This window comes from Amycolatopsis kentuckyensis (genome assembly GCF_041679295.1).
Classification (GTDB): domain Bacteria; phylum Actinomycetota; class Actinomycetes; order Mycobacteriales; family Pseudonocardiaceae; genus Amycolatopsis; species Amycolatopsis kentuckyensis_A.
Map to the genome: position 1 here is coordinate 104,627 of NZ_JBGDMD010000017.1, position 26,681 is coordinate 131,307.

Below are 26,681 nucleotides of genomic sequence, written 5' to 3' on the forward strand. Positions count from 1 at the left end.
AAGCGCCGTGCGCCCGGCTGCGCACCGCCCGCGGCAAGGAGCCCGCTCTGTCTCAACGGTTGGAGCTGCCCACCCCGGTGAAGCTCGTCGTGCTCGCGTCGGGCTCCGGCACCCTCCTGCAGGCGGTGCTGGACGCCACCGCGCGGTCCGGCTTCCCGGCCAAGGTCGTCGCCGTCGGCGCCGACCGCACCGGCATCGAAGCGCTGACCCGCGCCGAACGCGTGAGCATCCCGTCGTTCACGGTCCGCGTCGCCGACCACCCCGACCGCGCCGCCTGGGACAAGGCGCTGACCGAAGCCGTCGCGGCCTACCAGCCCGACCTGGTCGTCTCCGCCGGGTTCATGAAGATCCTCGGCGAGCAGTTCCTCGGCCGGTTCACCGTGGTCAACACGCACCCGGCGCTGCTCCCGTCGTTCCCGGGGATGCACGCGGTCCGCGACGCCCTCGAAGCCGGCGTCAAGGTCACCGGCTCGACCGTGCACTTCGCGGACGCCGGGGTCGACACCGGGCCGATCATCGCCCAGGAGGCCGTCGTCGTGGAGCACGACGACACCGAAGACGTCCTGCACGAACGGATCAAGGCCGTCGAGCGCAGGCTTTTGGTGGAAACGATCGAGCGACTCGGCCGCGGTGGCTGCACCGTGGACGGACGAAAGGTGACATTTCGTGAGCACTGACCTGGGACGGCGCCCGGTCCGCCGGGCGCTGATCGGCGTCTCGGACAAGGCGGGCCTGCTGGACCTCGCGACCGGCCTGCACGCGGCCGGCGTCGAGATCGTCTCCACGGGCGGCACGGCGAAGGTCATCGCCGACGCCGGTGTCCCGGTCACGCCGGTCGAAGACGTCACCGGCTTCCCCGAGTCGCTCGACGGCCGCGTCAAGACGCTGCACCCGCGCGTGCACGCCGGCCTGCTCGCCGACCAGGGCAACCCCGACCACGTCGAGCAGCTGCGCAAGCTGGACATCGCGGCGTTCGACCTGCTGGTCGTGAACCTGTACCCGTTCGAGCAGACCGTCGCGTCCGGCGCGAGCCCCGAGGACTGCGTCGAGAACATCGACATCGGCGGTCCGGCCATGGTCCGCGCGGCGGCGAAGAACCACGGCAGCGTCGCGGTCGTCGTCGACCCGGCCCGCTACGGCTGGGTGCTCGAGCGCGTCGCCGACGGCGGCTTCGACCTGAACGACCGCAAGCGCCTCGCGGCCCAGGCGTACGCGCACACGGCGTCGTACGACATCGCCGTCGCTTCCTGGTTCTCCAACGTGTACGCGCCTGCGGACGACTCCGGCTTCCCCGAGTTTTCGGGCATCAGCTGGGAACGCGGCGAAGTGCTGCGCTACGGCGAAAACCCGCACCAGAAGGCCGCGCTGTACAAGGGACACCGGGCCGGCCTCGCGCACGCCGAGCAACTGCACGGCAAGGCCATGTCCTACAACAACTACGTCGACACCGACGCCGCCCGCCGCGCCGCGTTCGACTTCGCCGAGCCCGCCGTCGCGATCATCAAGCACGCCAACCCGTGCGGCATCGCGGTCGGCACGGACATCGCCGAGGCGCACCGCAAGGCGCACGCGTGCGACCCGGTTTCGGCCTACGGCGGCGTCATCGCTACGAACCGGCCGGTCAGCCGCGAGGCCGCGGAGCAGATCGCCGAGGTCTTCACCGAGGTCGTGCTGGCGCCGGACTTCGACGCCGAAGCGCTGGAGATCCTGCAGCGCAAGAAGAACATCCGCCTGCTCAAGCTGCCGGAGATCGCGCGCCCGGCCCCGATCGAGTTCCGCCAGATCTCCGGCGGCGTGCTCGTGCAGACCGTCGACGCGATCAACGCGCCCGGCGACGACCCGGCGTCGTGGACGCTGGCCACCGGCACCCCGGCCGACGAGCAGACCCTGCGCGACCTCGAGTTCGCGTGGCGCTCGCTGCGCGCGGTGAAGTCGAACGCGATCCTGCTCGCCGCGGACGGCGCGACCGTCGGCGTCGGCATGGGCCAGGTCAACCGCGTCGACTCGTCGCGGCTGGCAGTCTCGCGGGCGGGCGACCGGGCGAAGGGCTCGGTCGGCGCGTCGGACGCGTTCTTCCCGTTCCCGGACGGCCTGGAGGTGCTGGTCGAGGCGGGCGTCCGCGCGGTCGTGCAGCCCGGCGGCTCGGTCCGCGACCCCGAGGTGATCGCGGCCGCGGAGAAGGCGGGCGTCACGATGTACCTGACGGGAACGCGCCACTTCGCGCACTGATCCCGCGCGCTTCGAGAGGGAGGGCTCGATGCAGCAACCACCACCGCCGTACGGGCAGGGACAGCCGGGCTACGGGCAGCACTATCCCCAGCAGCCCGGCTACCCGCCGCAGGGCTATCCCGCTTACGGCTACGGCGCGCCGATGCCGCCGCCGAAGAAGAAGCGGACCGGGCTGGTCCTCGGGATCGTCGGCGCGGTGGTGGTGCTGCTCGGCGTGGGCATCCCGGGCGCGATCTTCGCGAGCGACTACTTCAAGAGCACCGGCGCGGCACCGTCGTCGTCGCCGGTGCCCGCCGAGTGCCAGGTGCCGGCCCAGACCCTGGAGAAGGCGGGTTTCCCGAGCTTCGCGCTGGGCGGCCCGGGCACCGCGAACGTGCCCGGACTGAAGCAGGTCAACTGCAGCTGGAAGCCCGGCCCGGATGAGAACGTCCGCGACGCGACGTTGAGCGTCCGGCTCACGGCGTACTCCGGGGAGAACGCGCGGGATTCGGCGAACCACCTGTACCAGCCGATCGCCCCGGCGGTCCCGCCGACGGAGGTCAAGGGCCTCGGCGACAAGGCGACGCTGGTCCGGCTCGTGACGCAGAGCGCGTTCAGCGGGTCGGAACTGCACATCCTGAAGGGCACGACGGTCGTCATCGTCGAGGTGTCCGGCTGGGACAAGGGCTTCTTCTCGAACTCGCCGATGCCGCAGCAGGAGACCGACGACGCGGTGAAGGCGGTCGGCGCGGAGGTCCTCAAGAAGCTGGGGCGCTAGGCGGGCGCGGGCAGCGTCTTGCAGAGCGCGACCGGGAACTTCGGGTCCGCCGCCCGGATGTCCGCGCAGCCGGCCGTCTTGACCTGCGCGAACGACGTCCAGCCGGTGTCGCTCCAGCGGAACACCGCGCGGGCGGGCGGGTCGGTCTGGCGCAGCAGGAGGTCGAGGACCAGCCAGCCCGGGTCGCAGGCGCGGGTGGTGCCCGCGCTCTCGGCGCCCGTCGCGGACACCGCGGCGCCGATCCACGCCGGGTCGCAGTGGTCGGCGGGCGGGGCGCAGGTGCCCTGGGGCGCGCAGTGGCCCCAGCCGGCGCCGAGCTTGTGCCAGGCGTTGCCGTTGTCGCCGTTGAGGACCACCGTGCGGTCCGCGACCGGCGACGACGTCGTCAGCCGCAGCTCCGCGGGCACCTTGTCCTGGCAGCCGCCCGACGCGGGCCGCGTCGAATAGACGACGTCGGCGCGCACGTCGGTTTTGGTCTCCACGACCTGTTCGATGCGCGGCTCGCGGACGCAGCCGGGATCCTTGCCGGGCAGCGCGACCTGCACGAACAGGCTGACGTCGTCCTGGCCGGGGCGGATCCCGGTGACGTCGGCGCGGAACGAGCGCCATTCGGCGCCCATCGTCGTCGGCCCGGGCGCGGCGGCTTTGGCGCCGGGCACCCCGCCGCCCGCACTCAGCACGACGGCCGCCACCGCACCCGCCGCGACCAGCGCTCCGGCGACCCACAGAACCGGCCGTTTGGTCATCGCCCACCCCCAGAAGTCCACCGGGCAATCTAGCCGACGCCGCAGCGTCAGGCGGGCGGACCGGGTTTTTAGCGCAGTGTGACGTCCTTCTCCAAGTACACCGCGCCGCTGATGTGCCCGTCGGCTTCGGGCGCGTCGGTGAGCCGGTAACCCGCCCGCTGGTAGAGCGTGATGTTCCGGGTGCTGCGGGCCCCGGTGAACAGCGCGAACCGGCGCGCTTCGGCGGGCGCGTGCGCTTCGGCGTGCTCCAGCAGCCGCCTCCCGAGCCCGCGCCCGGCGAGGTCCGGCGCGACCATCAGGCGGCCCAGCTCCCAGCGGTCGCCTTCGAGCCGGGCCCGCACCGCGCCGACCAGCCGGTGGTCCTCGCGCAGCACCCACACCGACCAGGTCTTCGTCCAGTCGCGGACGTCTTCGAGGGTTTCGTGCAGCGCGGGGATGTCGAGGGTGTCGTTGAGGACGGCCTCCTGGACCCAGCAGCAGCGTTGCAGGACGAGCAGTTCCGGGCAGTCTTCGGGCCCGGCTTCGGTGAGCTCCACGGGAGTGTGTCTAGCGAGCGGGGTTCGGCGTGGGCAACTGCTTTGTTTCCCGGGCGGGAAGCCACTAGTGGGTGACTTGACACCTCGGGTGGTTCGCGGTTGACTTGTCCACGTCGAACAAGTGTTCGACGTGGAACCGCCGCCTTCCCCGCGGCGAACCAGTGCCGTCGGTCGTGTTTTTGGGAGAGGCCCGACCGCCGGCCTAGTCCGTGGTGGGGAGGTGCGTGCGGTGACCGCTGTGGTGGAGCCGCCGGTGGCCCGGCTGGCGGCCCTGCCCGGGGTCAGCACGGCGAGCCGGGTCGCGGCCCAGGCCGAGCGTGCGCGGGTGACGGGAAGGGTGCTCCCGGTCGCCCCCGCGCTGGCCGGGCTGCTGCCGGCCGCCGGGCTCCGGCGCGGGAGCACGGTCGCGGTCCACGGGGGGACGTCGCTGCTGCTCGCGTTGCTCGCCGAGGCGACCGCCACCGGGTCGTGGGCGGCCGTGGTCGGCATGCCGTCGCTGGGGCTGGCGGCGGCGGCCGAGTACGGCGTGGACCTCGGCCGGGTGGCGCTGGTCCCGCGGCCGGGGGCGGAACTCCCGGCGGTGGTGGCAGCGCTGCTCGACGGGGTCGACCTGGTGGCGGTCCACTCGGAGACGGTCCAGGCAGCCGTGGCGCGGCGGTTGTCTGCCCGGGCCCGGCACCGAGGGGCGGTGCTGCTGTCGTTCGGCGCGTGGCCGGGGGCCGACGTCGAGCTGTCGTGCCGGTATTCGGCGTGGGCTGGGCTTGAGGACGGCTACGGGCACCTGCGCGAGCGGGAGGTGACAGTGCGGGCCCGCGGCCGGGGGGCCGCGGCTCGCCCGGTGACGGCGTCGTTGGCGCTGCCCGGTCCGGGCGGTGGGCGGGGTGTTTCCGGCGGGATTGCGGGCAGCGCTGGTGCGGCTGCCGGACTTGCTTCCGCCGCTACCGGCTCGCTCGGTGCCAAGGGCTTGGTTCCTGGCCGTGCCGGTTCGGCTGCTGCTCCCGGTTCGGTCCCCGCGGCCGCCGGCTCGCCGCTTTCCGGCCGCGCGGCCACGGCTTCCGGGTCCCCCGCGGATTCGCTTCCCATCCCCCTCCGCGAGGAGGCGACTGCATGATCACCGCCGGTCCACTGTGTACTGCCCAATCACCCGGCTTGGCGAGCCGTTCCCGCACTCCTCGCGGGGAGGCCGCGTGACCGTCCCCGAGCAACGGCGGTCCGCCGAGCTCGCCACCCGGATGCTCGTCCTCTGGTGCCCGGACTGGCCCGTCGTCGCCGCGGCGGCCGTCGGTGGCGTGCCCGTCACCGCGCCCGCCGCCGTCTTCAGCGCGAACCGCGTCGTCGCGAGCAACGCCGGCGCCCGGCGCAACGGCGTCCGGCGGGGGATGCGGCGGCGGGAAGCGCAGTCGAACTGCCCGGACCTCGCCGTCTTCGCCGCCGACGACGGCCGGGACGCGCGGCTCTTCGAAGCCGTTGCGCGGGCGGTCGAAGGGCTCGTCGTCGGGGTCGAGGTCGTGCGGCCCGGGCTCGTCGCCGTCCCCGTCGACGGCGCCGCCGGGTACTTCGGCGGCGAGCACGCGCTCGTCGAACGGCTCGTCGACGAGGTGTCCGCCGCAGCCGGCGTCGAATGCCAGGTCGGCGTCGCCGAAGGGCTCTTCGCCGCGACGCTCGCCGCGCGGTGCGGGGAGTTCGTCGAGCCGGGGCGCGTCGCCGAGTTCCTCGCCCCGCTGCCCGTCACCGAGCTCGACCAGCCCGGTGCCGACCGCGCGGAGCTCGTCGACCTGCTGCGGCGCCTCGGGTTGCGCACCCTCGGCGCGTTCGCGGAGCTGCCGGAACGCGACGTCGTCAACCGGTTCGGCGCTGCCGGCGTGCTGGCCCACCGGCTGGCGCGGGGCCGGTCCGAACGGCCGCCGCTGCGCCGGAGCCCGCCACCCGAGCTGACGCTGACCGAGGAGTTCGACCCGGTCGTCGAGCGGGTGGACGTCGCCGCGTTCCTCGCCAAGGGCCTCGCGACGCGGTTCTGCGCCGCGCTCGCCGGCCACGGCCTGGCCTGCACCCGGCTCGGCATCTACGCGGTCACCGAAGAGGGCGAACACCTCGGCCGCGCGTGGCGGTGCGCGGAGCCGCTGACGCCCGCCGGCGTCGCCGACCGCGTGCGCTGGCAGTTCGAAGGCTGGCTGCGCGCGGCACCGGGGCAGCGCCCGACGTCCGGCGTGGTGCGGCTGCGGCTGGAGCCCGAGGAGGTCGTCGAGGGGCGGTCGCTGCAGCTCGACCTGTGGCAGAACGGCGGGTCCGAAGAGGAGGACGAGCGCGCGGCGCGGGCGTTCGTGCGCGTCCAGGGCCTGCTCGGGCCGGAGGGCGTGGTGACGCCGCTGCTCGACGGCGGCCGCGACCCGGCGGGCCGCGTCCGGCTGGTGCCGTGGGGCGACCCGCGCGAGCCGTCGACGCCGGCGGGAGCGACGTGGCCCGGACGGTTACCGGCCCCGTCCCCGGCGACGGTCCTCGACCGCCCGGTCCCGGCCCAGGTGTTCGACGCCGAGGGCACGCCGGTCGGCATCACGGCGCGCGACCAGCTGACGGCGGTCCCGCACGGGCTGAGCATCACCGGCGGTCCGCGGCGGGCGATCGTGGGGTGGGCGGGGCCGTGGCCCCTGGCGGGCGACCGCCGAAGACCGGGCCCGCACCGGGCGCGGCTGCAGCTGCTGCTCGCGGGCGAACCGGACGACCCGCCCGAGGCGGTGCTGCTGCACTGCGCGGGCACGGAAAATCCACTGTGGACGGTCGAGGGAGTGTACGACTGAGCATGGACGAGGACTACGCACGCAAGCTCCGCGCCTGGTTGAGCGCCGAGCCGGAGGCAACCCCGCGCGGCGCGGAGGAAGAGCGCGAGTGGCTGCGCGAAGTACCGGCACCGCAGGCGGACCCGGACCGGTGGACGGTCCGCGGCCGGCTACCGCGCGAGCCGGCCGCGGAACTCGAGGAACTCGAGGAGGAGTGGGTGTGCCCGGTCACCGCGCTCCCGGTCCCGCGAGCATCGGAGGAGAACGGCTGCAGAATGAGCGGCGCCGACGAGCGGCGCTCCCGAAACCGCCGCTTGCCCGGCGGCCGGCTCGGCGCGAGCGAGGCCGATGAGCGGGCCCGACGCCTGTCCGCCGACCAGTCCGGCGCGAGCGAAACTGCCGAGCGGTCCCGGCGCCTGCCCGGCCAACCGGCCGCCGACCAGCTCGGCGCGAACGAAACCGCCGAGCGGTCCCAAACCCGCCGCTTGCCCGCCAGCCCGCCCGGCATGAGTGAAGCCGAAGCGCGAAGCCGCTGGAACCACCCCAGCAACTGGCACCGCCGCCGCCGGGCCGAGGGACAACGACCCGACCAGCCCGGGAGCCACTGAATGGGCTGGAACAACCCACCCGTCCCCTGGAAGGACCTCGCCCGCACCCTCGCCGGCGGGGTCCCTCCCGGTGATCACGGCGACAGCCCCGCCTGGGGCCGCCGCCGGGAGGCCTACCGGCGGCCCGGGGACCTCCCCACCCGGCGCAACGACGATGGCGGCGAAACCGTCCGCGTCCCCTACGCCGAACTGCACTGCCACTCCAACTTCAGCTTCCTCGACGGCGCCAGCCACCCCGAAGAGCTCGTCGAAGAAGCCGCTCGCCTGCAGCTCGACGCCATCGCCCTCACCGACCACGACGGCATGTACGGCGTCGTGCGCTTCGCCGAAGCCGCGCGGGAACTCGGCGTCAACACCGTCTTCGGCACCGAGCTCAGCTTCGGCCTCACCAATCCGCAGAACGGCGTCGCCGACCCCGAAGGCGAGCACCTCCTGCTCCTCGCCCGTGGGGACCAGGGCTACCGGGCCCTCTGCCGGGCCATCACCGCCGGGCAGATCCACGAAAAAGCCGAAAAGGGCCGGCCGATCTACGACCTCGGCGCCGTCGCCGAAGAGGTTGCCGGGCAGTGCGTTGTCCTCACCGGCTGCCGCAAGGGCGCCGTGCGCTCGGCCCTCGTCACGGACGGCCCGAGCGCCGCCGCCGAACAACTGAGACACCTCATAGACCGCTTCGGCCACGACAACGTCTACGTCGAGCTCACCGACCACCGTCAGCCGCTCGACAGCACCCACAACGACGTCCTCACGAAACTCGCCGAAGAACTGAAACTCCCCACCGTCGCCACCACCGCCGCGCACTACGCCCGTCCGGAACGCGCCCCGCTCGCCGACGCCCTCGCCGCGATCCGCGCCCGGCGCGGCATCGACGAGCTGGAAGGCTGGCTCCCCGCGGCCGGGACCGCTTTCCTGCGCAGCGGCGCCGAAATGGACGTCCTCTTCCGGCGCTACCCCGGCGCCGTCCGCCGCTCGGCCCTCCTCGGCATGGAATGCGCGTTCCCGCTCAAGCTGATCGCCCCGGAGCTGCCGCCCTTCGACGTCCCCGACGGCCACACCGAGACGACCTACCTCCGCCACCTCACGCGGGAAGGTGCGAAGGAGCGTTTCGGAGGCAAGGAACACGAAGAAAAAGCGCAAGAACAGATCGAGCACGAACTCGCGATCATCGAGCAGCTCGGCTTCCCGGGGTACTTCCTGATCGTCTGGGACATCGTCCGGTTCTGCAACGAAAACAAAATCCTCTGCCAGGGCCGCGGCTCGGCCGCGAACTCCGCCGTCTGCTACGCGCTGGGCATCACGAAGGTCGACTCGGTGGCCAACAAGCTGCTCTTCGAGCGCTTCCTCGCCCCGGACCGCGACGGCTACCCGGACATCGACCTCGACATCGAATCCGACCGCCGCGAGGAAGCCATCCAGTACGTATTCAAGAAGCACGGCCGGCTCAGAACCGCGCAGGTCGCGAACGTCATCACCTACCGCGCCCGGTCCGCTGTCCGCGACGCCGCCCGCGCGCTGGGCTACTCGCCGGGTCAGCAGGACGCCTGGAGCAAGCAGATCGACCGCTGGGGTTCCTTGCGCAGCACCGAAAAGGACCACGACCACGACATCCCGGACGAGGTCGTCCAGCTCGCGTTCGCGCTCGAAGACTTCCCGCGGCACCTGGGCATCCACTCCGGCGGGATGGTCATGTGCCGCGAGCCGGTGAGCCAGGTCGTGCCGGTCGAGTGGGCGCGCATGGAAAACCGCAGCGTCATCCAGTGGGAGAAGGAGGACTGCGCGGCCGCCGGGCTCGTCAAGTTCGACCTGCTCGGCCTCGGCATGCTTTCGGCGCTGCATTACATGCTCGACCTCGTCGAGGAGCACAAAGGCGAGAAGGTCGACCTCGCCGAGCTCGACCTCACCGACCAGAAGGTCTACGACATGCTTTGCCGCGCCGACGCGATCGGCGTGTTCCAGGTGGAGAGCCGCGCCCAGCTGGCGACCCTGCCCCGCCTCCGGCCGCGGGAGTTCTACGACCTCGCCGTCGAAGTCGCGCTGATCCGGCCGGGCCCGATCCAGGGCGGGTCGGTGCACCCGTACATCCGCCGCAAGCAGGGCCGCGAGGAGTGGAGCTACGACCACCCGCTGCTCGAAAAGGCACTGCACAAGACCAAAGGCGTGCCGCTGTTCCAGGAACAGATGATGCAGATCGCGCTGGACGTCGCGAACTTCACCGCGGCCGAGGCCGACCAGCTGCGGCACGCGATGGGGTCGAAGCGGTCGGACCGGAAGATGGACCGGCTGCGGCAGCGGTTCCTCGAGGGCGCCGCCGCGAACGGCGTCGAAGACGAGCTCGCGCAGAAGATCTTCCTGAAACTCAAGGCGTTCGCGAACTTCGGCTTCCCGGAGAGCCACGCGCTGAGCTTCGCGCACCTGGTCTTCTCCAGCGCCTACTTCAAGCTCTACCACCCGGACGCGTTCCTGGCGGGCCTGCTGCGCGCCCAGCCGATGGGGTTCTACTCACCGCAGTCGCTGGTCGCCGACGCGCGGCGCCACGGCGTCACCGTGCACGGTCCCGACATCAACCGCAGCCTGCCGCACGCCACCCTGGAACCCGGCACCGGGCAGTTCCACGACGTGCGCACCGGGCTGAGCACCGTCCGGATGATCGGCGAGGACGTCGCGAAGCGGATCGTCGCCGAGCGGCTCACGAACGGCGACTACACCGACATGGCCGACGTCGCCCGCCGCGTGCGGCTGACGACCCCGCAGATCGAGGCCCTCGCCACGGCCGGCGCGTTCGCCGGGTTCGGCGGCGACCGGCGGCAAGCGCTGTGGACCGCGGGCGCTGTCGCCGGGGAACGGCCGGAGAAGCTGCCGGGCCTGGTCGGCACGCAGGCCCCGACGCTGCCCGGGATGGACGGCCTCGACCTCGCGGCGGCGGACGTCTGGGCGACGGGGGTGTCGCCGGACAGCTACCCGACCGAGTTCATCCGCGACCGCCTCGACGCGCTCGGCGTCGTCCCGGCGAGCGGCCTGGCCGACCTCGACGACGGCGCGCGCGTGCTGATCGGCGGCGCCGTCACGCACCGCCAGCGCCCGGCGACCGCGGGCGGGGTCACCTTCCTCAACATCGAGGACGAGACGGGGATGGTCAACGTGATCTGCACGCTCGGCCTGTGGCAGCGCTACCACCGCGTCGCGCGCGCGAGCCCGGCGTTGCTGATCCGCGGGGTGGTGGAAAAGGCCGACGGCGTCGTGAGCGTGCTGGCGGACCGCGTCGAGGCGCTGCCGATGCGGATCAAGGCGAAGTCGCGCGACTTCAGGTGAGGGGCCGCCGGACGATCGTGATGATTTCCGGACTGGCGTCGGTCACCGGCGTGCGGTCCCAGTCGCCGTACTGCTCGTCGACGACCAGCCCAGCTTCCTCGACGAACGTCGAAAGCGCCGGAACGTCGAGGAAGCGCAACGTGCTTTCGCTGTACTGCGGCGCGTCCCACTGAGGGCTTTCGTACGTCGTCGTGAAGCTGACGTACCCGTTTTCGAACGGCCCGGCGTCGTTCCACGACCGCACTTCGCCGGTTTCCCAGACGTGCGAAGGCGTCCAGCGCTCCCAGCCGCGGGCGGCGGGATTGCGCGTCTCGAAGCCGAACCGGCCGCCGGGTTTCAACGCGCGGTGGATCGCCGCGAACGTCGTGCGCAGCTCGTCGTCGGTCAGCAGCACCTGGAACGCGTGCCCGGTCATCACGGCGAAGTCGAACTCGGCGTCCCAGGACGCGGTCGACAAGTCGCCGTGCACCCACTCGATGTCGTCCCGGCGGCGAGCCTGGATGAGCATGCCCTCGGCCGGGTCGAGCCCGACGAGCCGGCCTTCGTGGCCGGACTCGCGTGCCCAGTGCAGCAGCGAACCGGTGCCGCAGCCGACGTCGAGCACCGACTCGGCGGCCATGATCATCGGCAGGTAGAACTCGAAGTCGCCGCTGCTCTCCCGCGGGTTCAGCGCGTCGTAGAGCGAGGCGAGGTACGGATCGACGTAGTCGTGATCGGGCACGGCGCCACGGTAGTGAGCGGGCCGGGAAAGATCACGCGGTTTTCGGGGCCAGGCCGAGCAGTTCGGGGTGCGCGGCACTCCTGCGTCACGCGGGAGGTTTTGCCCGTGCCCCCATGGAATTCGCAGCCGACCGAGACCTCGCCGCCGGGGACGAGCTCGCGGTGGAACCGCACGGTCGTCTCCAGGTTCACCGGGCCGATCCGGCGCGCGGCCAGCTCGGCGGGGAGGAGCCGGAGAGGCGGCGGCATTCCCGGCCGATCGAACGGACGACGCGAGCCGTTCTTCGGCGAGCAGGGCTTCCGTGCCCCAGAGGTCACTCAGCCTGGTCACGGCGGCCAGCTCCGACATGGCCGTGCCGAGCACGGCACGCCGACGGTGAGCGCGGCGCCGTCCCAGACGAGGTTCGCGCAGCCGTCGGGAAGGACGCGCCGGGGCCGGGCCCAGCCGGTGCTCCCGTGCCAGCCGCATACGCAGCGGTCAACAACTGACCTAATTCGCTTCTACGGTCGGGACCACACCGAACGAGGAGGAAATCATGGTTCCCTACGGCTACACGACCGTCACCCCGTGGATCATCGGCCACGACACCGCCGCGCTGATCGACTTCCTGAAGCAGGCGTTCGACGCCGAGGAAATCGCTCGGGTCGTCGGCGAGGACGGCAAGATCGGCCACGCGGAGGTCCGCATCGGCGACGCCGTCGTGATGGCGTTCGACTCGCCGGACGGCTGGGCGGCCACCCCGGCCTTCCTGCGGCTTTACGTGCCGGACAGCGAAGAAACGCAGCGTCGCGCGATCGAAGCGGGCGCCACGGAGGTCACCCGCCAGACGGTGTTGTTCTTCGGCGACCGCGTCGGCCGCGTGCGTGATCCCTTCGGCAACCTGTGGTGGATCCAGACCCGCCTGGAGAACCTCGACGAAGCCGAGATGGCGCGGCGCGCGCAGCTGCCGGAGTACGTCGAGGCGATGAACTACGTCCAGGGTGCGCTGCCCTGATCGGCGGTGTGGCACCCTGGGGCCGTGCTGGAGACGGGGGAGGACTACCGCGAAGCGGTGTTGTCCGGGCAGTGGTGGGAAAAGCGGCGGTTCACCGGCTGCGACTTCACCGGGGCGGACCTGAGCGGGCTGCGCACCCGCGGCTGCACCTTCGACGACTGCGTGTTCAGCCGGGCGGACCTGTCCCGCTCGCGGCACGACGCCTCCGCCTTCCGCTCGTGCACCTTCGACCGGACGGTGCTCGTCGAAAGCCGCTGGACGGCGTGCTCGCTGCTGGGCTCGTCGTTCAGCGACAGCGGGTTCGGCGGCATCGCCCTCACCGAGTGCGACCTCTCGCTGGCGTCGTTCGCGAAGGCGCGGCTGCGCCGGCTGGGCCTGTCCGGCCTGCGGCTGCGTGAGGCCAACCTGACCGAAGCGGACCTGACCGGCGTCGACCTGCGCGGCAGCGACCTGACCGGCGCGCGCCTGCAGGGCGCCAAGTTCGACGGCGCCGACCTGCGCGGTGCGCGGCTCGACGCGAACGCACTGGTCCAGGCCGACCTGCGGGGCGCCGAGGTCGACGTCGAGACCGCCATCGCCTTCGCCGCCGCGCACGGACTCGTCGTCCGCTGAAACCACGAAGGCCCCGGCAGCGCCGGGGCCTTCGGAGCGGGACTCAGTCGATCGGGGGTTCGCCCGGGTCGAGCTCGATGAGGTCGCCCTCGGCGAGCAGCTCTTCGATCGACGCCGGGAGCAGGTACGCCGACCCGCCGCCCGGCTGGTTGAACCACGGGATCGCGACGCCGGCCAGCGTCTCCAGCGGCCGCTGCACGCGGTAGACGTGGTACGGCCGGTTCACCCACTCGGGCACCAGCGACCGCTCGGCGAACGGCGTGCCCGCCGCGTACGTCAGGTTGCCGTTCGGGCCGCCGAAGCGGTCCAGCTCGCTGCCCGCGGGCAGCTCGCGCAGCTCCTTGCCGCGGAACAGCGTCAGCGGCGGCTCGCCGGCCAGCGGCCCGATCGGCCACTGCTGCTGACCACCGCCACCACCGCCGTTGACGGCCGGGCGGGCCGGCTCCTCGCGACGCGGGGGCGCCGGCGGGGCGGCCGGAGCGGGCGGCGGCACCGGCGGGGCACCCTGCGGCACCGGAGCGGCCAGGATGGTCGGTGCCGACGGCGGCTCGCGCCGGGGCGGCGCGGGGGCCGCGGGCGGCGGACCGGCCTGCTGCTGGGCCAGCGGCGGCGGCCCGGCCGGGACCGGTGCGGGCGGCATGGGCTGACGCGGCGGGGCTGGCGGCTCGTCGTCCTCGAGGTCGCCGAAGAGCTCCTCGGCGCTCGTGAACGCCGTCTGCTCCTGCGGGGGCACCGGCTCCGGCTTGCGGACCGGGTACGACCCGGTCGCGACCTCCGGCGACAGCGTCGCGACGACCCGCTGCGGCGCCGGTTCCGGCTCGGGTTCGGGTTCCGGCTCGGGCTCCGGTTCGGGTACGTGGCCCTCCGGGTTGAGCAGCAGCTTGCCGAGCATGAACGCGGCCGCGTCCTCGGCGTCGCCGAACACCGCGGGGTTGCTGAGCTTGCCGTCGTACCAGCCGACGCGCCAGCCTTCGTCGACCTCCTCGACGCTCCAGCCGTGTTCGGCGGGCTCGCCCAGCTTGTAGCCGCTTTCGGGCACCTCGAGCTCGTCCAGCTTGGCCTGCAGGCCGGCGAGCACGGGGTGGTCCGGGGTCTCGCGGCGCAGCGCGCGGCGGCCCGAGCGGGGCGCCGGCTCGGCGGCCTCGGGTGCCGGGGGTTCCGGCACCGGCAGCACGCCGGGCACCTCGGGCTGGGTGATCATGGTCGGCGGGCCGGGGTCGAACGCCGGCGGCTCTTCGCGCCGCGGCGGCTGGAACCCCGCGTGCGCGGGCTCTTCCTGACGCGGCGGCTGGAACCCGGCGTGCGCGGGCTCCTCCTGGTGCGGCCGGCCGGGCTCGAAGGCCGCGTGCGCGGGCTCGTCCGGCCGCGGCTGGAACCCGGGCGGCTCCTCGTCGCCGCGAGCCGGGAAGCCGGCGGGCTCCTGCGCGAACGCGGCCTGCTCGTCGTCCTCGCGGTGCGCGGCGTGCTCGTCGTCCCGGTGCGGGCCGGCGTCGAACGCGGGGTGCTCGTCGTCCTCGGCGTGCGCCGGCTCGGCGTCGTGCGGGGCGTCGAACGCGACGCCGTCACGCGGCTCGTCCTCGTGCCCGATCGGCTGGTCGGGGACGTACTCCGCGGTCTCCTCGAGGTCGGGCACCCGGCCCGGCTCCGGCGACGTGCCGTTCGAGCCCGCGGCGTGCTCGGGGTGCTCGTACTCCTCCTCGCCGTAGGAGTCCTCCTCGGCGAAGCGGTCGTCGAACTCCCGTTCGTCGTAGGCCTCCTCGGTGAACTCGGCCTGTTCGGCGTAGCCGTGCTCCTCGGCCGGCGCCTCGGGGGCGTGGGCCGCCTCCACCGGCGCGGGCGGCTCCTGGTGCTGCGGCGGCACGACGGGCACGGCGGGCGCGACCATGGTCGGCGGCGGGCCCTGCGGCGCCTGCTGCTGCGGCGGCGGACCCTGGGGTGGCGGCCCGGCCGGGCGCTGCTGCTGCGGCGGCGGCTGGTTGCCCCGGGTCAGGTACGCGCCGGCGGCCTGCAGCGTCGGCTCGTCGACCGGCGGCAGCGCGAAGCCGATCGCCCGGACGTGCTCGACCAGGTCCAGCTCCGGCGAAACGCCGTACTTGCGCAGGTAGAAGTTCACGGCGGCGGGCCAGATCCACTGGCCGTCGCTGTGGAAGGCGACCGGCACGGTGGCCTCGGGCGTCGCGGCGAGCCGGTCGATGTCGTACCCGCGTTCGGTGACGACCAGCGGCGCGTGGTCCAGGTACTCCAGCAGCCGGTCCTGCTCCTCGACCTCGAGGTCGGGGCGGTTGATCACCGGGCGGCCGGCCGGGCCGATCGTGTCGAAGATCCGGGCGATCCGGAAGTGCGGCCCGGGCTGCTCCGGACCGAGCCCGGACATCCGCCGGATCAGCCACTCGGGCACGTTCTCCTCGGTGCGCGGGAACATCCGCAGCTCGTCGGAGTAGGCCTGCGGCGGCGGCGCGAGGTTCCACACCGGTTCGTCGCGGTTGTACTCGAGGTTGTAGCTGGACGGGTGGTCCAGCTGGTAGCGCGCGTTGAACCACGTTCCGCGGCCGTCGCGGTACATGCCCCCGCGCAGCCTGCCGAAGAGGGTCGCGATGTCGTGGGTGGCGAGCCACTCGTGGACCGTGCCGTCCTCGGTGACGATCTCGCCGGTCAGCTCGTGGTACCTCCCGACGGCTCGGTACTCCGCGGTGACCTTGCGCCAGTCGCGCGGGGCGGCACGCAGCAGGGCAAGTCCGATCTGCTTGACCAGGGTGTCCTGCTCGGTCGCGTTCAGCTGCGTCGTCGGTTGTGCCACCCGCACATTTTGACTGTTCGCGCGCGCGTGTGCACCCCGCATGTGGGTTTTGCCGCTCGGCGACCCGGCGGCACCCGGTCTGACCTCGCGTGATGCGAAGTGCGGTAGATCACAGCTTGATCGCGGCGAGCGTCGCGAATGGACCGTGTGGGGTAGCGGCCAGTCTACGGGCAGCGACCACCCACGCCTGGAAGCGACGCGCGGGGGTCGCTTTGCCAGAATGGGGGCCGTGACGGCGAAGATTCTCGACGGCAAGGCCACCAAGAACGCCATTTTCGCGGAGCTCGAGCCGCGCGTCGCGGCGCTGGCCGCGAAGGGGGTGACGCCGGGCCTGGGCACCGTCCTGGTCGGCGACGACCCCGGCTCTCACTCGTACGTGCGGATGAAGCACGCCGACAGCGCGAAGATCGGGATCAACTCGATCCGCCGCGACCTGCCGGCCGACATCACCCAGGAGAAGCTCGAAGCCGTCATCGACGAGCTGAACGCCGACCCGGCGTGCCACGGCTACCTCGTCCAGCTGCCGCTGCCGAAGCACTTGAAGCCGTACCCGGTGCTCGAGCGCATCGCCCCGGAGAAGGACGCCGACGGCCTCGCGCCGATCAGCCTCGGCCGGCTCGCGCTGGGCGAGCCCGGCTCCCTGCCGTGCACGCCGTACGGGATCATCGAGCTGCTCAAGCGCCACGGCGTCGAGCTGAACGGCGCGCGCGTGACGGTGGTCGGCCGCGGCATCACCGTCGGCCGCACGCTCGGGCTGCTGCTCACCCGCCGGAGTGAAAATTCGACCGTGACCCTGTGCCACACCGGCACCCGCGACCTGGCCGCCGAGGTCCGGCGCGCGGACATCGTGGTCGCCGCGGCGGGCGTGCCGGGGATCATCACGCCGGACATGGTCGCGCCGGGCGCGGCGGTGCTCGACGTCGGCGTGTCCCACGTGGACGGCAAGCTCACCGGCGATGTTCACCCGGACGTGGCCGAGGTGGCGGGCTGGATCTCCCCGAACCCCGGCGGCGTCGGCCCGATGACGCGGGCGATGCTGGTGAGCAACGTCGTCGAGGCGGCCGAGCGCTCGGTCCAAGGCTGATGACGATGACGGAGGACCGGCGGGACACGTCCGACCGCCGGAGGCAGGCCCGGTTCACCCAGCTCCCGTTCGCGGTGGTGCTGCTGGTGGTGGCCGTGGCCGCGCTGCGGATCTTCCAGTACCACTGGCGGGAGGGCGCGGCGCTCATCGGCGCCGCGCTCCTCCTCGCCGCGGTGCTGCGGGCGGTGCTGCCGACCGCCAGGGCCGGGCTGCTCGCGATCCGCGGCAAGGTCGTGGACATCGTGACCTACACCGGGCTGGCGGCAGCGGTGCTGTACGTGGCCTTGACGATCATCGGCGGCCCGTTCGCGTCTTCTTAGGACGCCATGGCGAGTTCGCGTCGTTCGGCTTTCGCTTCGCGACGGTCCAAAGTGCCCGAGACGATCGCGAGCGACAGCCCGAACACCGCGAGCAGGGCGCCGACCCAATTGGGAGCCACCAGACCGAGCCCGCCCGCGATCACCAGCCCGCCGAGGTACGCCCCGATCGAGTTGGCGATGTTGAACGCGGACTGGACGGCGGCCGACACCAGGGACGGAGTGCCGCCCGCCTTCTCCATGATCCGCGCCTGCATCATCGGGCCGATCATGAACCCGGCGACGCCGACGAAGAAGATCGTGATCGCCGCGCCGACCTTGCCCTGCGCCGTGATCGTGAAGATCCCGAGCACGCAGGCCAGCGACAGCAGCGCCGCGTACAGGCCCGGCATCAGCGCGCGGTCGGCCAGGCGGCCGCCGAGCAGGTTGCCGATCGTCATGCCGACGCCTGCCAGGGACAGCAGCAGCGTGACGTTCGACGGCGAGTAGCCGGCGACGTCGGTCAGCATCGGCGTGATGTAGGACAGGCAGGCGAACACGCCGCCGAGCCCGAACGTGACGATCGCCAGCGCGAGGTGCACCTGCGGCCGCTTGAACGCGCCGAGCTCACCGCGCAGCGACGCGTCGGCGGGCCGGCCCTGGTGCGGGACCAGCTTCCAGATGGCCGCGGCCGCGATGAGGCCGATCACGGCGACGACGCCGAACGTCGCGCGCCAGCCGACCTGCTGGCCGAGCAGCGTCCCCAGCGGCACGCCGATGACGTTCGCCAGGGTCAGGCCGAGGAACATCATCGACACGGCCTTCGCGCGCTGGCCGGGGCCGACCAGACTGGACGCGACGACCGCGCCGGCGCCGAAGAACGCGCCGTGCGGCAGGCCGGCGAGGAACCGGAACGCGACGCCGAACTCGTGGTTGGGCGACAGCGCGAACAGGCCGTTGCCCAGCGTGAACAGGCCCATCATGGCCAGCAGCATGGTCTTGCGCGGCAGCCGGACGGCGACCGCGGTGAGCAGCGGGGCGCCGACGACGACGCCGAGGGCGTAGGCGGAGATGAGGTAGCCGGCGGTCGGGATGTCGACGCCGAAGTCGGCGGCCGCCTGGGGCAGCACGCCCATCATGACGAACTCGGTGGTCCCGATGCCGAAAGCTCCGATGGCGAGCGCGAGCAGCGCGACGGGCACGGCACTCCTTCCAGGGTAGATCTGAGAAATCGATTACTTGGCCGATCGGGTGGTCGGGGTCACTGGATCGGTTCAGTGAAGCTTCAAAAGGAAAGGCAGCCGATGGCCCCAGCGCCGTGAGCTGCCTACCGACAGTCCAACAAGGGAGGGGGGTCGTTGTCATCCCGATATCGGGTGACGATCCACACCGTAACGCGGTGATCAGCGTCGAGCGGCCAGAACGCCGTCGAGCAGGCCGGGGAAGAGTGCGTCGAGATCCTTGCGGCGCAACCGGTTGAACCGGGTGGTCCCCTCCTGGCGGCCGGCCACGACCCCGGCCTGGCGCAGGATGCTCAGGTGGTGGGTGATTGTGGACTTGGTCACCGGCACGGTCAGCGTGCCGCACGAAAGTTCGCAGTCCGCGGCCGCGAGCTGGCGCACGATGCCCAGCCGCACCGGGTCGGCGAGGGCGCGGAGCACGCCTTCGATGGTGATCTCGTCCAGCCCCGGGTGGACGATCGGCGGCAGCGCGGCGGTCTTGGCCATGAGCCCATTGTACGACGCCGATCGAAATTGTCGGAGTGACGTAGTACGGTGGTCGTCGAACTACGACGTTCATCGAACCAATCGCCCGCTCCGCTTGGGGGACCCACCCATGTCCACACCCTCGTCTTCGAGGATCTCGGTGCTGGCTTTCGGCGCGTTCGGCGTCGGGACCAGCGGTTACATCGTCGCCGGGCTGCTGCCCGCGCTGACCGGCGAGCTGCACGTCTCGGCGACCGCCGCGGCGCAGCTCGTCACGGCCTTCGCCATCGCGTACGCGATCGGTTCCCCGATCTTCGCCGCCGTCACCGGCACCTGGGAGCGCCGGACACTGCTGGTCGCCGCGCTCGTCGTCACCGCCGCCGGCAACCTCTTTGCCGCACTCGCGCCCGGTTACGCCACGCTCCTGCTGGCCCGCGTGGTGACCGCGATCGGCGCCGCGGTCTTCACCCCCGCGGCGAGCGCCGTCGCGGCCCAGCTGACCGCGCCGGAACGCCGGGGCCGCGCGATCGCGCTCGTGTTCGGCGGCCTGACCGTCGCGCTCATCTTCGGCGTCCCGCTGGGCAGCCTGATCTCGCAGCACCTCGGCTACCGGACGGCGTTCGCGCTGGTCGCGGTGTTCTCGCTGGCGAGCGCGCTGGCCGTGCGGCTGGCGCTGCCGTCGGTCGCCGCGCCGCCGCGGGTCACCCTGGCGCAGCGGTTCGCCGCCGGCCGCGACCCCCGCGTGCTCGTCATGCTGGCCGTGACGGTCCTCGGGTGCCTCGCCGCGTTCATGGTCTACACGTTCGTGTCCCCGCTGCTGGCCGCGACCGCGGGCCTGCACGGCACGGCGGTCACGGTGCTGCTCTTCTGCTACGGAGTCGGCGGCGCGGTCGGCAACTTCGCGGGCGGCCGGGCGGCCGACCGCTGGGGTTCGCGCGCGCCGCTGCTCGTCGTGACGGCGTCGATCACCGTCGTCATGGCGCTGCTGCCGATCGCGACGACGACCCCGATCGCGGCGGGCGTCGCGCTGTTCGTGTGGGGCATGGCGACCTGGTCGTTCAGCCCGCCGGTGCAGCACCGGCTGATCGAGCTGGCCCCGGCCCACGCCGGCCTGGTGCTCTCGCTCAACGCGTCGGCGATCTACCTCGGCGTCGGCCTGTCCGGCGTGGTCGGGGGCGCGGTGCTCGACTCCGGCGGGCCGCTGGTCCTGCCCGAGGTCGCGGCCGCCCTGACGCTGCTCGCGCTGCTGCTCGTCGGGGCGGCGTGGGGGCGGGTCCGCGAGCCGGTCGCCGCTTAGTCGGCGTGGGCCTGGACTTCGCAGTCCGGCCCGGGGTAGACGAGTCCTTCGTGCCCGTCGGCGAACCGCACCAGGTAGGGCGGGGCGCCGTCGGGACCGCGGACTTCGAGGATCTCGCCGCGCTGCTCGGCCGATCCGACGGTACGGCCGTGTACCTGGATTTCGTCTCCCACTCCTGCGTGCATGGCCTTCACCTCCGTGTCCAGGGTAGGAGCGCGCATCGCCCGGTGGACCCGGCGAACGGGTTAGAATCCCGGCATGAACACCGAATTCGGAGGCGCCGCGCCTCGGCGCCGGTGAGCCCCGCGGTCCGGGTCCGCACGCCGAGCGAGCTGCGGAAGTCCCGGCGGAGCAAGGCACATCCCTGTTGGGGCCACCTGGTGGCCGCGCCCCTGTGGCCGTTGCACGGCGTCAACCTCGGCACGCTGCTGCGCACGTGCGACGCGGTCGGCGCGTGCCTCGCGGTGCCGCGGTTCCCCTGGGTGCCCGAAGCGTTGCGGCGCGGGAACACGTTGCGGCGACCGGCATGCGTGCACTGGGTGCACGACCCGCCGGGCTGGCTGGCGCGGGAACGCGCGGCCGGTACCCGGGTGGTCGGCGTCGAGCTGGCGGAGGAAGCGGTGCGGCTGGGGGACCTCCCGGCCGCCCGCGGCCGCACGATCGCCGTCCTCGGCCACGAGCAGACCGGGATCCCGCCGGAGGCGCTCGACCTCCTCGACACGGTCGTCGAAATCCCGATGGTCGGCACCGGCGCGAGCCTCAACGTCGCGGTGGCGGGGAGTCTGGTCCTGTACAAACTCGCCGGCCTGCTGTGAGAAGGTCGGCACGTGGTCGAAGTGGTGGAGACGATCGCGGGCTGCGGCGGCGAGCTGGTCCTGCGGCGCGACGGCGAAGCGTTCGAAGTGATCGAGAACGGCGTGTTCCTGATGGACACCCGCAACGGCGAGTCCGAGCGCCTCCTGGTGACCGGCGCGCTGACCCCGGGCGCGTCGGTGCTGATCGGCGGCCTCGGCGTCGGGTTCTCCCTGCGCGCGGCCCTCGACGCGGGCGCGGGTTCGGTCGTGGTCGTCGAACGCGAGCCGGCGGTGATCGCGTGGAACCGCTCAGGTCCACTTCGGACAGTCCACGGCGACGCGCTCGCCGATCCGCGGGTGACGGTGGTGGAGGCGGACCTCGTGCGGTGGCTGGCTTCGACGTCCGACCGCTTCGACGCACTGTGTCTCGACATCGACAACGGTCCCGAATGGACGGTCACGGAAGGCAACGTGGCGCTGTACTCGTCATCGGGTCTGACGCGGCTGGCATCGTTGCTGAACCCGGGTGGCGTGCTGGCGGTGTGGAGCGCGGGAGCGGCCCCGTCGTTCGCGGCGCGGCTGCGGGCGCACTTCGCTTCGGTGCGCGAGGTGGCGGTGGAAGTTCCGCGCGGTGAGCCGGACGTGCTGTGGTTCGCGCGGAACTAGCGGCCGCGGAGAACGCGGCCTGGTGCGACCTGGTCTGCGGCGGCCGGTTCGGCCGGCGCGCCTGGACGAGCCGCGCGCGAACGCCGGAGTACTACCCGGACGCCGTGACGCTCACCCCGGACGCCACGGCCGCCGACGTCCTCCCGTTCGTCGACGGCTCGGCGGGCTGCTCGGTGAAGGACAGCTTCGCGACGCTGGAGCTCCCGGGGTTTTCGCTGCTGTTTGAGGCGACGTGGCTGGCGTGCGGGCCGGGCGTCCCCGAGCCGGGCTGGCAGCGCTCCGCGTCGCCGCTCGGCCCGGCGGTCGCGCTGCTGTCCCACGGCGAGAACACGGTCGTGGCCCACCGCGGCGAGGGCGTCGTCGGCCTGTCGAACTTCGAAGGGCCGTCCACGGGCTGGCCGGGCGCGGTCGCGGCGGTGGCGGCGGCGTTCCCCGGCCACCCGGTGGTCGGCTACGAACACGGCGACGCCCTGCGTATCGCCCTGGGTCACGGCGCCGAGCCGTTGGGCCCGCTGCGCGTCTGGGTGCGCTAACCCGCCTTGGCCGCGGCCTTCGCCGCCTTCTTGAACGCCCGCACCTCGGCGAGCGTCTCGGCGCTGGTGACGTCCGCGATCGACCGGCGCGACCCGCGGTCGCCGTACGCGCCCGCTGCCTCGCGCCAGCCCTTCGGCTGGATGCCGCGCTGCTTGCCCAGCAGCGCCAGGAAGATCTTCGCCTTCTGCTCGCCGAAGCCCGGCAGGGCCCGCAGGCGCTTGAGGACCTCCGGCCCGTCCGGCTTCGGGCGCCCATCGAGCCAGAGCCCTTCGGTGCGGCCGTCGTAGTTTTCGATGATGTGCTGCGCGAGCGCGTGGACGCGGCGGGCCATCGAGCCGCCGTAGCGGTGGATGGCGGGCGGCACCACGCACATCTCGACGAACTTCTCGACGTCGGTCGCGGCGATCTTCGCGAGCGAGAAGCCGTCCATCCGATCGGCGATCTTCCGCGGCCCGGCGAAGGCGTGCTCCATCGGGAACTGCTGGTCGAGAAGCATGCCGACGAGCAGGGCGAACGGATCGTCGTTGAGCAGCTTGTCGGCGGCCGGGTCGCCGGTCAGGTGCAGTTCGCGCAGCATGCGGTCATCTTGACACAACCGGGCTCACCCGGGTTCTCGCGAACCGCGACGGCGTCGTCCCCAGGTACCGCTTGAAGTGCCGCGTCAGGTGGGCCTGGTCGGTGAACCCGGTGACCGCCGCGACCTCCGCCGCCGGGGCGCCGTCCAGCAGCAGCCGGCGCGCGCGGTCGACCCGGCGGCCGGTCAGGTAGCGGTGCGGCGGCAACCCGAACCGGGTCCCGAAACAGCGGACCAGGTGCGCCGGGTGCGCTCCCAGCGTCGACGCAGCTTCGGCGAGGGTCAGGGCGTCCGGCAGGCGAGCGTCGAGGAGGTCACGCAGGTCGTCGGCCAGGCCGCGCTTCGGCTCGTGGCGGGCCGGCCGGCCCAGGTGCGTGTGCAGCCGGTCGGCGACCAGCGCGAGCCGGCTCTCCGCCTCCAGCGCGTCGCCCGGGTGGACGAGCGACTCGTGCAGCTGGTGGATCCGGGTGCGCAGCACGCCGTCGGCGACGCTCGGCTGGTCCACCGCCGCGCCGATCAGGTCCTCGCCCAGCACCGACGTGTCCAGGTACAGCACGCGCTTGCGGAAGCCGTTGCTGGTGGCGGCCCGCCCGTCGTGCGCGACGTTCGGCGGCAGCAGCGTCACCGCCGGGCCGAGCGCGCCGTGGTGGTGGCGGTCGAGGTCGTAGCGGATGACGCCGTCGTCGACGATCAGCAGCGTCCACGTGTCGTGCGTGTGCAGCGGGTAGGCGTGCGTGGTGAAGCGCGCGTGGAAGACCTCGGCGATCCCCGGGACCGCCGGCCGCCAAGCTTCGACGTGCGCCATGTCAAGAACGTACAAGACGCGCGGGTGGCGGGCGGGCGAGTCTGTCCGGCATGAGTTCCTTCGACACGAAGATCGCCGTCCTGCTCCGCGACGACCTGGCGTCTTGGCAGCGGCTCAACGTCACCGCGTTCCTGGTGAGCGGAATCGCCCACGTGACGCCGGAGCTGATGGGCGAGCCGTACGCGGACGCCGACGGCACCGAGTACCTGCCGATGTTCGGCCAGCCCGTGCTGGTGTTCAGCGGTACCGGCGACGTCCTGACGGCGGCGCACGCGCGGGCCCTGGGCCGCGGGCTGCGGTTCTCGATCTTCACCGACGAGCTGTTCCACACGGGCAACGACGACGACAACCGGGCGGCGGTCCGCGCGGTGCCGGGGGAGAAGCTGGCGCTGGCCGGGCTCGCGGTGCACGGCCCGAAGAACGCGGTGGACAAGATCCTCAAGGGCGCTTCGCTGCACAGTTAAGACGCCTCCGGCGTGCGAATTGGTTGCCCAACTGGGAAAAGCGTGGTGAACAGCGCAAACACCTCCTGCCGGGCACGAGCTCGCTGCCATGATCGGTGGCAGCGCCGCAGAGGGCGGCTCGGACTGGGGAGGTTCCGTGAATTCACTTCGTCGTGCGTGCGTGGTCCTGACGGCGGCGGCCGCGCTGGGCGTGGCGCTCGTGCCGGTCGCGTCGGCGGACCCGGTGCAGACGGTGAGCTACACCTCGGAGGACGGCGCTTGGCCGCTGGAGGGCAGCGCCCACTACGCGGCGCCGGGCGACGAGATCGCCGTCTTCGAGTCCACCAGCGGCAGACTCTGGATCGACGTCTCGTCGGGGCTGAAGTACCTGACCGTCGAGCTGAGCGCACCGGCGGGGGAGACCCTGCACACCGGCACGTACACCGGCGCGCGGTTCCGCGGGCAGAGCGATGAGGCGCAGACCACGCCGGGGATCTTCGTCTACACCATGGGCAACGTCTGCAGTGAGGCGTACGCCGACTTCACGATCGACCGGCTCGACCTGAACGCGGACGGCTGGGCGACCGACGTCGACCTGACGTTCGTCCAGCACTGCGGCAGCCCGGACGGCCCCGCCACCCGCGGCGAGGTCCACTTCCACGTCTGAGTCACGGGGCCGTGGCGTGCACCAGGAAGACGCTCCGGACCCGGTCACCGCCGTCGACGGTGAACGTTCGGGCGGTCACGTCCACGAATCCCGCCGATGAGGCCAGGGCGCCCGCCCCGGCCTCATCGAGCGGGAACGACAGGTCCGCCGGCACGAACTCCGCGAACGGCCCGGATGGCTTGAACCGTGCCCCGGAGACCACCGAGAACGCCAGCCACCCACCCGGCCGGAGCACCCGCAGCCAGTCGGCGAACGCGACCGCGCCCAGGAAGTGCAGCGAAGACGCGCACAGCACGACGTCGGCCGACCCGTCCGGTGACGGCATCGGCACCGCCGGCCCGACCCGCCACTCGATGATCCCGTCCGGGTCGAGCGAAGCCGCCTTCGCCGTGGCCCGCTCGACCATCGCCGGCGACAAGTCGACAGCCAGCACGCGCGTCGGCTTCAGCCCCAGCGCCGCGTACGCCGCGAAGCCCGTCCCGGTGGCGACGTCCAGGACGAGCCCCGGAGAGTCGGGGAGTGGCGAAACCAGCGCGTCGGCCACCAAAGCGTGAAATTCGTCTTCGTCGTAGTGCTCGGCCGTGCTGTCGAAGAGGGCTGCCCTCGAGTCGTGGTCCACGGACCCAACCTAGCCGGGCCGACCAGCGATTTTCAGCCGCCGGCGGCCGGCGAAGCCCAGGTCGGCGCGGTGGTACCAGCACAGCTCGCGATCACCTTCGAGCCAGCACAGCAGCACGTCGGTGCCGTCGAGCTCGGCCGGGAAGTCGACCAGCAGCGGCGCGAACCCCTTGAGCTCGGCGCCGGTGTGCTGGACCGTCGTCATCAGGTCGTCGAGCCGCGCCTGCGCGGCCTTCCACTCGGGCAACCCGCCCAGCTCGGTCGCGCGGCCACCGGGGCGCAACGACGCCGCGAGCTCGGCCGCGTCGGCCCGGACGCGCACCAGTTCGTCGAGGACCGGCCGCAGCCGCGCCAGTTCGTCGCGTGCCTCCGCGACGGTGAACAAACCCATCGCCCGATGATCCCACCGGCCCGGTTCAGGCCTCGCGGCGCCGCCGGACCAGCGCGTTGGCCAGCCCGCTGCCGACCAGCAGGAAGCCCACGCCGAGCAGGCCGCCGATGAACAGGAAGTCCATGACGCCGTACGCGATGTCGCTCTTCGGCATCAGGTTGACCAGCTTGAAGCCCCATTCCGGCACGGCCATCGCGGCCACCCCGGGCAGCACGCCGTAGATCAGCCCGCCGAGGATCGGGCCCGCCGCCGACAGCGCCCCGAGCGCGGCGACGACCAGCAGCAGGATCGCCCCGCCGGCCAGCAGCGCGATGCCCAGCGGGTCGCGGTTGGTGCTCAGCGTCGCCTGGATCAGCTGCTGCTGGCGCAGCCCGCCCCAGCTCAGCAGCCCCAGCGCGACCGGGGTGAGCAGCAGCCCGCCCAGCGCGCTGACCAGGTGGGCGACGCCGCGGCGCGGCCGTTCGTCGAGCGCTTCCGTCGTGTCGTCGTAGTCCTCGTAGTCGTCTTCGTACTCGGCGTACCGATGGGTCGACATGGCCGTCACCTCCCGCATGATGAGTTCACGGGTGGCATCGTGCCTTGGTTCACCCCGTAGCGCGACGGTCGCTCGGCGAGCGGTCGGATCGGGCGAACGGCGGTACCGCCCCGTGAGGCTCGCCACAACGCGCGGGTGGAGACTTGATACCGACCACTACTTGAACCATCCAGGTCCGTCAAGCAGTACGC

At 72.6% G+C, this 26,681-nt stretch carries 28 protein-coding genes and 1 pseudogene; 17 read left to right on the forward strand and 12 right to left on the reverse strand.

The genetic code is table 11. The features are described 5' to 3' along the window. Nucleotides 1–59 precede the first annotated feature (59 nt). From purN to ACERZO_RS46410, 3 genes are read left to right on the forward strand one after another with little or no spacing between them, the layout of a single operon-like run. On the forward strand, nt 60–677 hold the full coding sequence (gene purN, locus ACERZO_RS46400; protein WP_086682300.1) for a phosphoribosylglycinamide formyltransferase: 618 nt from the start codon (nt 60–62) through the stop codon (nt 675–677). Beyond that, the gene (purH, locus tag ACERZO_RS46405; protein ID WP_372672376.1) at nt 667–2,229 is read left to right on the forward strand and encodes a bifunctional phosphoribosylaminoimidazolecarboxamide formyltransferase/IMP cyclohydrolase; all 1,563 of its coding nucleotides are present in this window, start codon (nt 667–669) and stop codon (nt 2,227–2,229) included. Before purN ends, purH begins: the two co-directional genes overlap by 11 nt. Before the next feature lie 28 nt (nt 2,230–2,257). Then, nucleotides 2,258–2,986: a hypothetical protein gene (locus tag ACERZO_RS46410; RefSeq protein WP_372672377.1), complete on the forward strand. Its 729-nt coding sequence runs from the start codon at nt 2,258–2,260 to the stop codon at nt 2,984–2,986. On the opposite strand, the gene ACERZO_RS46415 is transcribed toward ACERZO_RS46410, so the two are convergent. After that, nucleotides 2,983–3,732, reverse strand: coding sequence for a hypothetical protein (locus ACERZO_RS46415; protein WP_372672378.1), 750 nt, complete (start codon nt 3,730–3,732; stop codon nt 2,983–2,985). The genes ACERZO_RS46410 and ACERZO_RS46415 overlap by 4 nt on opposite strands. Before the next feature lie 68 nt (nt 3,733–3,800). Further along, complete coding sequence (locus ACERZO_RS46420) at nt 3,801–4,268, reverse strand: GNAT family N-acetyltransferase (protein ID WP_372672379.1); 468 nt, start codon at nt 4,266–4,268, stop codon at nt 3,801–3,803. Nucleotides 4,269–4,497: 229 nt separating this feature from the next. On the opposite strand from ACERZO_RS46420, the pseudogene ACERZO_RS46425 reads away from it, so the two are divergent. From ACERZO_RS46425 to ACERZO_RS46440, 4 genes and pseudogenes are all read left to right on the forward strand, one after another. Beyond that, nucleotides 4,498–5,142: pseudogene (locus ACERZO_RS46425) on the forward strand (hypothetical protein); the annotation flags it as partial. Between the two features lie 358 nt (nt 5,143–5,500). Next, on the forward strand, nt 5,501–7,063 hold the full coding sequence (locus tag ACERZO_RS46430; protein WP_372672424.1) for a DNA polymerase Y family protein: 1,563 nt from the start codon (nt 5,501–5,503) through the stop codon (nt 7,061–7,063). 2 nt (nt 7,064–7,065) lie between these two features. Beyond that, a complete protein-coding gene (locus ACERZO_RS46435; RefSeq protein WP_372672380.1) occupies nt 7,066–7,650 on the forward strand; it encodes a hypothetical protein in 585 nt (194 codons plus the stop codon). Beyond that, nucleotides 7,651–10,956 (forward strand): error-prone DNA polymerase, encoded by a 3,306-nt coding sequence (locus ACERZO_RS46440; RefSeq protein WP_372672381.1) that lies wholly within the window; start codon nt 7,651–7,653, stop codon nt 10,954–10,956. On the opposite strand, the gene ACERZO_RS46445 is transcribed toward ACERZO_RS46440, so the two are convergent. Beyond that, nucleotides 10,949–11,677, reverse strand: a complete 729-nt coding sequence (locus tag ACERZO_RS46445; RefSeq protein WP_372672382.1) for a class I SAM-dependent methyltransferase — start codon at nt 11,675–11,677, stop codon at nt 10,949–10,951. The genes ACERZO_RS46440 and ACERZO_RS46445 overlap by 8 nt on opposite strands. A 535-nt stretch (nt 11,678–12,212) precedes the next feature. On the opposite strand from ACERZO_RS46445, the gene ACERZO_RS46450 reads away from it, so the two are divergent. Further along, nucleotides 12,213–12,671 carry a VOC family protein gene (locus ACERZO_RS46450; RefSeq protein ID WP_372672383.1) on the forward strand — a complete coding sequence of 153 codons (459 nt, stop codon included), beginning with the start codon at nt 12,213–12,215 and terminating at the stop codon, nt 12,669–12,671. A 24-nt stretch (nt 12,672–12,695) separates the two neighbouring features. Next, nucleotides 12,696–13,283 carry a pentapeptide repeat-containing protein gene (locus tag ACERZO_RS46455; protein WP_372672384.1) on the forward strand — a complete coding sequence of 196 codons (588 nt, stop codon included), beginning with the start codon at nt 12,696–12,698 and terminating at the stop codon, nt 13,281–13,283. 43 nt (nt 13,284–13,326) lie between these two features. On the opposite strand, the gene ACERZO_RS46460 is transcribed toward ACERZO_RS46455, so the two are convergent. Then, the gene (locus tag ACERZO_RS46460) at nt 13,327–16,086 is read right to left on the reverse strand and encodes a glycohydrolase toxin TNT-related protein (RefSeq protein ID WP_372672385.1); all 2,760 of its coding nucleotides are present in this window, start codon (nt 16,084–16,086) and stop codon (nt 13,327–13,329) included. A 223-nt stretch (nt 16,087–16,309) separates the two neighbouring features. Between ACERZO_RS46460 and ACERZO_RS46465 the strand changes: the two genes are divergently transcribed. Both ACERZO_RS46465 and ACERZO_RS46470 read left to right on the forward strand, forming a co-directional pair. Next, entirely contained in the window at nt 16,310–17,164 is an 855-nt protein-coding gene (locus ACERZO_RS46465) for a bifunctional methylenetetrahydrofolate dehydrogenase/methenyltetrahydrofolate cyclohydrolase (protein WP_372672386.1), read from the forward strand. Beyond that, the gene (locus ACERZO_RS46470; protein ID WP_372672387.1) at nt 17,164–17,484 is read left to right on the forward strand and encodes a DUF3017 domain-containing protein; all 321 of its coding nucleotides are present in this window, start codon (nt 17,164–17,166) and stop codon (nt 17,482–17,484) included. Before ACERZO_RS46465 ends, ACERZO_RS46470 begins: the two co-directional genes overlap by 1 nt. Here the strand turns inward: ACERZO_RS46470 and ACERZO_RS46475 are convergent. Then, nucleotides 17,481–18,662, reverse strand: a complete 1,182-nt coding sequence (locus tag ACERZO_RS46475; RefSeq protein ID WP_372672388.1) for an MFS transporter — start codon at nt 18,660–18,662, stop codon at nt 17,481–17,483. The genes ACERZO_RS46470 and ACERZO_RS46475 overlap by 4 nt on opposite strands. 201 nt (nt 18,663–18,863) lie before the next feature. After that, complete coding sequence (locus ACERZO_RS46480) at nt 18,864–19,187, reverse strand: ArsR/SmtB family transcription factor (RefSeq protein WP_372672389.1); 324 nt, start codon at nt 19,185–19,187, stop codon at nt 18,864–18,866. Between the two features lie 109 nt (nt 19,188–19,296). On the opposite strand from ACERZO_RS46480, the gene ACERZO_RS46485 reads away from it, so the two are divergent. Beyond that, nucleotides 19,297–20,463, forward strand: coding sequence for an MFS transporter (locus tag ACERZO_RS46485; RefSeq protein WP_372672390.1), 1,167 nt, complete (start codon nt 19,297–19,299; stop codon nt 20,461–20,463). Here ACERZO_RS46485 and ACERZO_RS46490 read toward each other — a convergent pair. Next, a complete protein-coding gene (locus ACERZO_RS46490; protein ID WP_034285998.1) occupies nt 20,460–20,648 on the reverse strand; it encodes a DUF1918 domain-containing protein in 189 nt (62 codons plus the stop codon). The genes ACERZO_RS46485 and ACERZO_RS46490 overlap by 4 nt on opposite strands. Nucleotides 20,649–20,843: 195 nt before the next feature. On the opposite strand from ACERZO_RS46490, the gene ACERZO_RS46495 reads away from it, so the two are divergent. Genes ACERZO_RS46495 through ACERZO_RS46505 form a run of 3 tightly spaced genes read left to right on the forward strand, consistent with a single transcriptional unit; the run spans nt 20,844 to nt 22,456 of the window. Further along, entirely contained in the window at nt 20,844–21,278 is a 435-nt protein-coding gene (locus tag ACERZO_RS46495; RefSeq protein WP_372672391.1) for a TrmH family RNA methyltransferase, read from the forward strand. A gap of 12 nt (nt 21,279–21,290) precedes the next feature. After that, nucleotides 21,291–21,923: a spermidine synthase gene (locus ACERZO_RS46500; protein WP_372672392.1), complete on the forward strand. Its 633-nt coding sequence runs from the start codon at nt 21,291–21,293 to the stop codon at nt 21,921–21,923. Next, nucleotides 21,905–22,456 (forward strand): hypothetical protein, encoded by a 552-nt coding sequence (locus ACERZO_RS46505; RefSeq protein ID WP_372672393.1) that lies wholly within the window; start codon nt 21,905–21,907, stop codon nt 22,454–22,456. The genes ACERZO_RS46500 and ACERZO_RS46505 overlap by 19 nt, the downstream gene beginning before the upstream one ends. Here the strand turns inward: ACERZO_RS46505 and ACERZO_RS46510 are convergent. Further along, on the reverse strand, nt 22,453–23,034 hold the full coding sequence (locus ACERZO_RS46510) for an HhH-GPD-type base excision DNA repair protein (protein ID WP_372672394.1): 582 nt from the start codon (nt 23,032–23,034) through the stop codon (nt 22,453–22,455). The genes ACERZO_RS46505 and ACERZO_RS46510 overlap by 4 nt on opposite strands. A gap of 4 nt (nt 23,035–23,038) precedes the next feature. Beyond that, complete coding sequence (locus tag ACERZO_RS46515; RefSeq protein WP_372672395.1) at nt 23,039–23,836, reverse strand: helix-turn-helix transcriptional regulator; 798 nt, start codon at nt 23,834–23,836, stop codon at nt 23,039–23,041. 50 nt (nt 23,837–23,886) lie between these two features. On the opposite strand from ACERZO_RS46515, the gene ACERZO_RS46520 reads away from it, so the two are divergent. Next, nucleotides 23,887–24,300, forward strand: coding sequence for a DUF2000 family protein (locus tag ACERZO_RS46520; protein ID WP_372672396.1), 414 nt, complete (start codon nt 23,887–23,889; stop codon nt 24,298–24,300). Between the two features lie 136 nt (nt 24,301–24,436). Continuing rightward, nucleotides 24,437–24,946, forward strand: coding sequence for a hypothetical protein (locus ACERZO_RS46525; RefSeq protein ID WP_372672397.1), 510 nt, complete (start codon nt 24,437–24,439; stop codon nt 24,944–24,946). A gap of 1 nt (nt 24,947) precedes the next feature. On the opposite strand, the gene ACERZO_RS46530 is transcribed toward ACERZO_RS46525, so the two are convergent. From ACERZO_RS46530 to ACERZO_RS46540, 3 genes are read right to left on the reverse strand one after another with little or no spacing between them, the layout of a single operon-like run. After that, nucleotides 24,948–25,565: a class I SAM-dependent methyltransferase gene (locus ACERZO_RS46530; protein WP_372672398.1), complete on the reverse strand. Its 618-nt coding sequence runs from the start codon at nt 25,563–25,565 to the stop codon at nt 24,948–24,950. A gap of 9 nt (nt 25,566–25,574) precedes the next feature. Then, nucleotides 25,575–25,955 carry a DUF2203 domain-containing protein gene (locus ACERZO_RS46535; RefSeq protein ID WP_372672399.1) on the reverse strand — a complete coding sequence of 127 codons (381 nt, stop codon included), beginning with the start codon at nt 25,953–25,955 and terminating at the stop codon, nt 25,575–25,577. Between the two features lie 25 nt (nt 25,956–25,980). Then, complete coding sequence (locus tag ACERZO_RS46540) at nt 25,981–26,490, reverse strand: hypothetical protein (RefSeq protein ID WP_372672400.1); 510 nt, start codon at nt 26,488–26,490, stop codon at nt 25,981–25,983. Nucleotides 26,491–26,681: the final 191 nt, after the last annotated feature.